Origin of the sequence: Paracraurococcus lichenis (genome assembly GCF_030657435.1) — a bacterium.
Lineage (GTDB): Bacteria > Pseudomonadota > Alphaproteobacteria > Acetobacterales > Acetobacteraceae > Paracraurococcus > Paracraurococcus lichenis.
The window spans coordinates 45,371-52,281 of the sequence record NZ_JAUTWS010000042.1; the positions used below are offsets into that span (position 1 = coordinate 45,371).

Below are 6,911 nucleotides of genomic sequence, written 5' to 3' on the forward strand. Positions count from 1 at the left end.
CGGCTTTGAATCCTTTGATGCTGCCTACTTCGCCACGTGGGCCTGTCCACCCCTCACCGACCTCACCAACGGCAACTCGGCTTCCCAGACCAGCCCCTCTGGCTGCCAATCTGAACGTATTGAGCCGCCGAGTTGCCTGGCCAGAGTGGTCTCGATGAGCCGCGATCCGAAGCCGCGGCGCGACGGAGGGCCCTGAACAGGTGGGCCACCACGTTCGGACCAGCAGAGCCTGAGCAGACCAGCCTCCGTGTCGACCGACCACGACACCGTGACCCGCCCACCTGGTGCCGAAAGTGCACCGTACTTCGCGGCGTTGGTGGCGAGTTCATGAAGGGCCATTGAGATCGGCTGCGTTGCCGCAGGCACCAGCACCACTGGCGGGCCGTCCAGATCGACAACCGGACCACTTTCTCCGGCTTGCTCCATTCCTGACAGAAAGGCCTCAAGCTCGGCTTCGGCCAGGACGCGGAGGTCGGCACCCGTCCATTGCGCGTCAGCCAGGATGGTGTGTGCGCGCGCCAAAGTCGTGACTCGTCCTTCCACGGCCTTCGCGTAGGCTGCCGGATCATCTTTGGGGGCCAGCCTCACCGCCGCCTGCACGACGGCAAGGGCATTCTTGGCGCGGTGGTCGACCTCGCGCGCCAGAACCGCCCGTGCCTCCTCCGCGCGCCGCCGCTCGGTGACGTCCTGTACAACACTCACCACGCGCAGAGGCCGCCCCTGACGGTCCCGCTCAGATACGGCTGCGCTGACTCGGACCCAAACCACGGCGCCGTCCGGTCGCACCAGACGGCACTCCTCTTCCGTCTCGACGCCGATGGAGAGCGCCCGCATCGAAGGACTGCGGTCCCAGTCGTCAGGATGGACAATGTCGCTCGGACGGAGGTGTTGAATCAGTTCGTCCTGACTCCGGCCGACGATCTCGCAGAAGCGCCGGTTGACCCGCAGGTAGTAGCGCGTCCGCACGTCCTGCTCCGCTACGCCTGCGCCAGCCGTCTCGAAAATGGCCCGGTATTCGGCCTCCCGAGCCACGAGCGCCGCCTCAGCCTGCTCGCTGGCCAGCCGCAGGGTCTCGAACTCGGCCACGCCCGACGCTGGAGTGCCACCCCGGTCTTCATGCCCCTCGGCCAGTGCCTCGGCTTGACGCGCAAGGGCTGTGATCGGCCGTAGAACGCGCCGGGCAAGTTTGGCTGCAACGGCAAGACCGGTGGCGAGTGCCAATGCTGCACTGCCCGCCAGGGCTGCTAGCGGCCAGACCCAGGTTGCCTGATAGCGCTCGTAGGGTTCGGCCACGACCACGGTCCAGCCTGGAGCGGCCCTCAGGGTCTGAGAGGCGTAGATCGCGGGCTCGCCATAGACCGATTGGCTTCGGAAAACCCCTCTTGCGCGCTCGGTTTCGGGCACCTCCCTGCTGGGCGGCACAGTCCCGACAAAGCGTTCATGGTCACGGGAACGCGCCAGGATGCGGCCCTGGCTGTCCGCAACCGACGCGAAGGCCGTACCTGATAACCCCATGATGCGCAGTTCTTCGGACATACGGGCCGGGTCCATGACGAGGACGACCACGCGGGTGATGTGTCCTGCCTGCATGGCCGGTGCGGCCACGGCGACCACCGGCCGACCGGTTCCCCGCCCGACGAAGAAGTCGGAAACCGCAGGCCTGCCGGTCTCGATCGCGTGCCGGATCACTGTCCAAGCACCCTCGCCAGGTGGAGAGGGGGGTGGCATTGGCGCGCCTTCAGGCAAGCCGGTGTTCAGGAGTTGCTGGTGACCCGGCGCGGCATCGTTGACGACGACCCAGCCGCCTACTGATTTACCAACTTGGCGCGCCCACGTGTCGAAGGCAGCGAGATCGTCTCGCTCAAGCAGCGGCGACGAGGCAAGGGCGGCAACCGTGGAGAGGTGAGCGTCGACTTCGGCGTCCAGAAAGAGAGCCAGCGCTCGGACGGTATCTTGGAGCCGTGCTTCGAATGATTGGCGATAGCTGGCAGCGAGCGACCAGGCCGCCACGCCGCCTATGAGCAGGGCGGGCAGCAGCATGGCAACGATAAGACCGAGAAGATGAACACGCAGCCCGGGCGGGCGCCTGAGAAAACCACGGCTTGGGCTGCTGCCTTCCGAGGCCGCCGTCGGCTCGGTCGGTTCGTTGGACACCACCTCTACGGTCGTGCCCAACTACGCTGCCTCCTGACGGGCGGACAGAGCCTGGAGGATGCGGCATGGGGTCGGTGCCCCCTGGCTATCCGCCTCGACGAAGCCATGGAGTTCGCGCTTTAGGGCCTCCAGGTCCGCGACCCTGCGTTCGATCTCGGCCAGGTAGGCGCGCGCCACCTGCTCACGTTCGATGCACGTATCCTGTCCCTGGTCGGCCAAGCGCAGAAGCTGGCGGACATCGTCGAGGCTAAAGCCCAGGCCGCGGGCCCGCCGAATGAAGCTCAGCCGATCAAGGTGAACTTTTCCGTAACTGCGGAAGTTGCCGGACGTCCGATCAGGCGCGGGAAGCATGCCGACCCGCTCATACCAGCGGATCGTCTCCAGCTTCGCGCCAGTAGCTCTTGCCAGGGCACCAATGCCGATCGGGCTGTTCAAAACCATGCGGCACACGCCTGTAGTGACTACAGGGTTCACATAGTCGACTCTCGCGGTCGGGCAACCCTCGCCCGGGCTGCCCTACTACTTTTTGAGCTTATTGCTCAAAACTTAACCGATAATCCTCAAGCGAGGTTTAGGAGACACCTATTGCGACCCACACGACCTTGGGTCATGAGGGTAGCGCCACGGCTTACTCTCTCCGAGGTTATTGCTGGGCTGGATGTCTCTCGGCGTCACGGCAAGAACCGCCCAGCAACTCCCGCACGCACTGGCTCAGGACCGTGGGCATGAATGGCTTGAGGAGAATGCGCTCGCACGGGTCAGAGGGTCGGCCCAATACATTGACCGGATTGCCTGTCATGATGACGACTCCGACATCTAGCCAGCGCCTGTGCGCCTCCTCGGCCAGCGTCAGGCCATCCATTCCGGAACCCAGGTTGACGTCGGTGACGACGACCTGCGGACGGCCGTCATTCGTGAACAGCGCCAAGGCTTCCTCAGCGGTCGGTGCCTCGACCACACACAGACCATCATCCTGCAACCCGTCCGCAACGACCTCGCGCACGAGTGGCTCGTCCTCGACCACCAGGACATCCATGGCGGGCGTTCCTGCTCCCGGTACCCAAAGCATGTAACCGCATTGATCGATTGTGGTTCGTGGGAGGACTACAACGAATGCGTGTAGTGGCAGATCGGTGTCAGGTGCCTGACGCAAGCCCTGTTTGGTGTCACCGAGCCATCAAGACGAAGACGAAATGACGCTGGCTCTGGAGGTCAAGAGGGTGCCTGTGCCCCTTGGTTCCTAAGGCGAGAACGGCTGGTCTAATATTACATACCAGACAGATGATACTTTTCATGGCATAGAGCTTGGAGGCTTCAAAGCTTTTGAGGGCTCTTCACCCATCCTTGTTGCATTCTCATCAGGAATCAGTGAAACTCTTTGACCAAATACAGAACCTAACCTTAATTCTTATTTACGTACGCTTGCCGTGCAACGAAGCACCATCTGAAGTGACCGAGGACGCCCCGCAACACCTCTTCTATTTGGCTGTCGATGCAGGCTTATCGCAGCCCGATGAAGGCTACGAGAGGTTGATTCCTGCCTAAAAAAAGAATGAAGAAAACGTTTGAGACCGGCGCTACCGCGGCCGATGCAGAACTTCGTTGCTTGGCGAACAGGATTGAGGCTCTACAGTCGCAGGAGTTCTTGTCGACATTGATGAAACAACAGGCTGACGATCGGGGCGACTTAACCCCCACAACGTCATCCTGAGAGCCATACGATCCGTTCGGTGCACACTATGAGCCGTAGATGCGCAGGCATGCCGGACCGGGTGTTCTGTGCATGCTGCCTCAAAGGTCGCCATCGCAGTCCTTGATGGCGACCTCGGCATAGGGCCGGACGTTGCCGTCGACCTTAGGCAAGGGCAGTATGAACCTCCCTGCTCGGGGCCTCTCTGGAAATGCGGGGTGGCCAGCAATACCTCGCGGCGCCCGATGGTCTCGAACTTGAAGACGGCCGACCATCGAAGGCTTTGCAACCGGTGTAGCACCTTCCTGCCCGACCGCGATCAAAGTACGCCAAGCAACGGGCACAAAGCAGGTTAATCTAGGGCTGCCGCATGCTGCCGTAACAGCGACTCGGCCTTGTGTAAGCGGAGTTGAAGTTCGCTACGTCGGCATTCGGACGGGCGGCGCAGTGGGTCGCCCATTCTCGCCTTCCGTTGCAGCCCCAAGATGGTGCAGCACCGCCGCCAGTTCGCTGGCGGAGGGTGGCGGCCCGTCCACCAAACGCCGCCGCATCTCTGCCGCGCCTTCGAGGCCATGGTCCGCGTTCTGCGTGCATCTGCCCGCTTCCGCCCTGGACATTCTGACCGCTTCCACCGTGGCCAGAAGAGCACCCATGTAGTTGTCCCAGATTGCCGCCGCATCCGCCCCGGACCTACTGCCTGGAGCGTCATCAGGCCTATCTGCTGCCTTAGTCGCTTCCATCTTGGTCCCCGCGGTTGGCGGGATGCTCGCCAAGCATCCCGCGGGCCGATTGGAAGTTACTCCGCCGCAAGCGGCAGACTGGCGTGCGTGGGAAGGGTCACCGGAGAAGATCCGGATGGGAACATGCTCTCGAAATACTCGGTTTCGTCTGTGTCAACCATACCGAGTGCGTCATCAGGCTCTGTGACCCGCTCGGCATGCGCCTTGAAGAGGTTGGCCTTGCCAAAATTTACGGGCTTGTCCTCGCGTCGCGCTCGCTTGGTGCGGCGGAGTTGCTTGGCCACGTGCTCGACTGCCAATGAGAGAGCAGCGTGGGCTTCCTTGTGTGATGCACGCCCATCAAAATCAAGATCTCCAGCCACGTGAAAGCGAATGTTGCAGCAGAAGCCGCTTCCCTTGGCTGTACGGGAGAAGGTGACGGTTGCATCTGCTGCACGGCGAAAATACTTATCCGCCAATGTCCGCATTTCCGTTTCGACGTGCCCTATCAGAACCTCTCCAAGGTCAAGGTGTCGTCCCGCGACCATAACCCGCGTGTTCTCGGGTATATCGGCATCAAGCGAACTGGACATCTCGCCTCCGTTCCTGACAACCAGTTACACGGTAGTGCGAGAACACGGTTCAAAGAACGAAAAACCATAACTTGGCATTCAACTTTTTGGGACTACACTCGCGTGCAACCATCGCCCTGGTTTCGCATTGACATATGTCCGAGCGTCTCCGCCGTCGCGAATAGCGGCCGGGTGACCTGATCAGTGCAGTTGCCGCAGGTCCCGGCCACAGCACATGCTCGAATGCCGGTCATCGACCGTCGGTGTGCCAAGCAGTTTAACGCTGGCGCCGGAGGCGTACGCTCGAGACACCAGATATCAATAGGAGTGGCCCCGGCACCATCAATTGCATGCCCGGTGCTTTCGCCAGGCTCGCCACTTGATCGCTGGGGCTTGCTACCAGCCCCCTGCCCTTCGAGCTCTCCGGCTTCTGGATTGCGATGCTCCGGCATTCCTCATTCAGTCGGAATGCTGCCTATTGCTGGAAAGGCGAGATGATTGACGCGTGCATGCGGCAGGTGCTCACCTGGACCGAGGTATTGGTCGTGGCAGTTGGTAAGCGCAATCCGTCATCACGCGCGCAAAGACTGCCATCAGGTCATTCCAACGTCAGACATTCGGCGCACTAGGCAGATCTGATCGACGCCGCGTTCAACGCAGATCGCTCGACCTGCCCCACATCACTGCCAAGCCATCGTCATCGTGCTGGCAGCGACGCTGAGGGTGCGTCGGCAGCTATCCTACGCCCTCGTAGCTAGGTAGGCGCGCTCCCTCAAACCTCGGGAACGGCTCCGGATGCCTCCCCTCCGGGCGCCAGCGGAATTCTCGCATGCTCACGGTTTCACTGCTCGCGTGCAGGTTCCAGGACTTGATCATCAGGGCAAACCGTTCGAGCAGGCCCTCGCGGGTTCCAACTGGCGCTTCGACGCCCCGGATCAGGCGCTCGCGCAGTTGCCAGGCCGGATTACCTTTGCTGGCATTCAGGCCAGTTGCCACCGTGTAGAGCCAATCCTGGAGCATTGCCTTTCCCGGTGAGCGAGAGGCCAGGTAGGCGGTGGCATAAAGTGGCGTACTGCGAATCCCTCGGGGATAAGCGAAGCCGTTCACCGCCGCGACTACCTCGGCGATATCCTTCCAGCGTTCGAAGGCGCGGCCCACCTCGTCGTTGCTGACGAACTGGCGGATGCTGTCAGGCAACCCTCGACGATAGAGAATGAGCAATCGCACCGCTGAGGCGACCGGGCCGCCTTGCGGTATTCCCTTAATCGTTAGCACATCTCCCCCGCTCCGAGATGCACCGGTATCGGTTTTAGTGAAGACTCGACGCGGAATCCCGAAGCGGACATCCATGTCAACGACCGCGTCGGCCTCGACTACCGCCAACAGCCGGTGCTGGCCGTTGTTCAGCACGCCCTCGGCCGAGACGATGATCGGCTCGCCAGTGTTTTCGAATTCACCGGATCGCATCTGGTCCGCCAACTGTGCCAGCTTGCGTTGGTTCACTCGCCGGTTGCCGGTGTTCAGCTTCAGCACTTCGCTGGCGAAGTGCTTGTCGAACACAAGGGTGCGGGTACCATAGAAGGCCTCAACGAGGTGTTGGAATTGCTCGGCCGTGACCCGCTCGGCATGAGGATTGATTTCCGAGGTGCCGTCCCCGGGAGCCTGAGTCTTGCTGGTCGTGGGTGCCGGTCCCATAGCCCTTTCTCGTGTTCCGATACCTGCCACGAATGCAACGGAGCACTGGGAGCCACCGTCCGTCAACGGGTCATCGACGCG

5 protein-coding genes are annotated in these 6,911 nt (G+C 61.9%); all 5 read right to left on the reverse strand.

Translation table 11 applies throughout. The features are described 5' to 3' along the window. Nucleotides 1–24: 24 nt before the first annotated feature. Nucleotides 25–2,175 carry a PAS domain S-box protein gene (locus tag Q7A36_RS27990; protein ID WP_305107071.1) on the reverse strand — a complete coding sequence of 717 codons (2,151 nt, stop codon included), beginning with the start codon at nt 2,173–2,175 and terminating at the stop codon, nt 25–27. Next, complete coding sequence (locus Q7A36_RS27995) at nt 2,176–2,595, reverse strand: MerR family transcriptional regulator (RefSeq protein ID WP_305107072.1); 420 nt, start codon at nt 2,593–2,595, stop codon at nt 2,176–2,178. 202 nt (nt 2,596–2,797) lie between these two features. Further along, complete coding sequence (locus tag Q7A36_RS28000; protein ID WP_305107073.1) at nt 2,798–3,190, reverse strand: response regulator; 393 nt, start codon at nt 3,188–3,190, stop codon at nt 2,798–2,800. Nucleotides 3,191–4,640: 1,450 nt separating this feature from the next. Then, nucleotides 4,641–5,156: an HPF/RaiA family ribosome-associated protein gene (locus Q7A36_RS28005; RefSeq protein WP_305107074.1), complete on the reverse strand. Its 516-nt coding sequence runs from the start codon at nt 5,154–5,156 to the stop codon at nt 4,641–4,643. 714 nt (nt 5,157–5,870) lie between these two features. Further along, nucleotides 5,871–6,911, reverse strand: a 1,041-nt coding sequence (locus tag Q7A36_RS28010; RefSeq protein ID WP_305107075.1) for a hypothetical protein, incomplete at its 5' end; no start/stop codon positions are given.

Bases quoted from the DNA above. Each gene is read 5' to 3' on its own strand.
- Q7A36_RS27995 (WP_305107072.1), bottom strand. From the start codon at position 2,595: ATGGTTTTGAACAGCCCGATCGGCATTGGTGCCCTGGCAAGAGCTACT.
- Q7A36_RS28000 (WP_305107073.1), bottom strand. From the start codon at position 3,190: ATGGATGTCCTGGTGGTCGAGGACGAGCCACTCGTGCGCGAGGTCGTT.
- Q7A36_RS28005 (WP_305107074.1), bottom strand. From the start codon at position 5,156: ATGTCCAGTTCGCTTGATGCCGATATACCCGAGAACACGCGGGTTATG.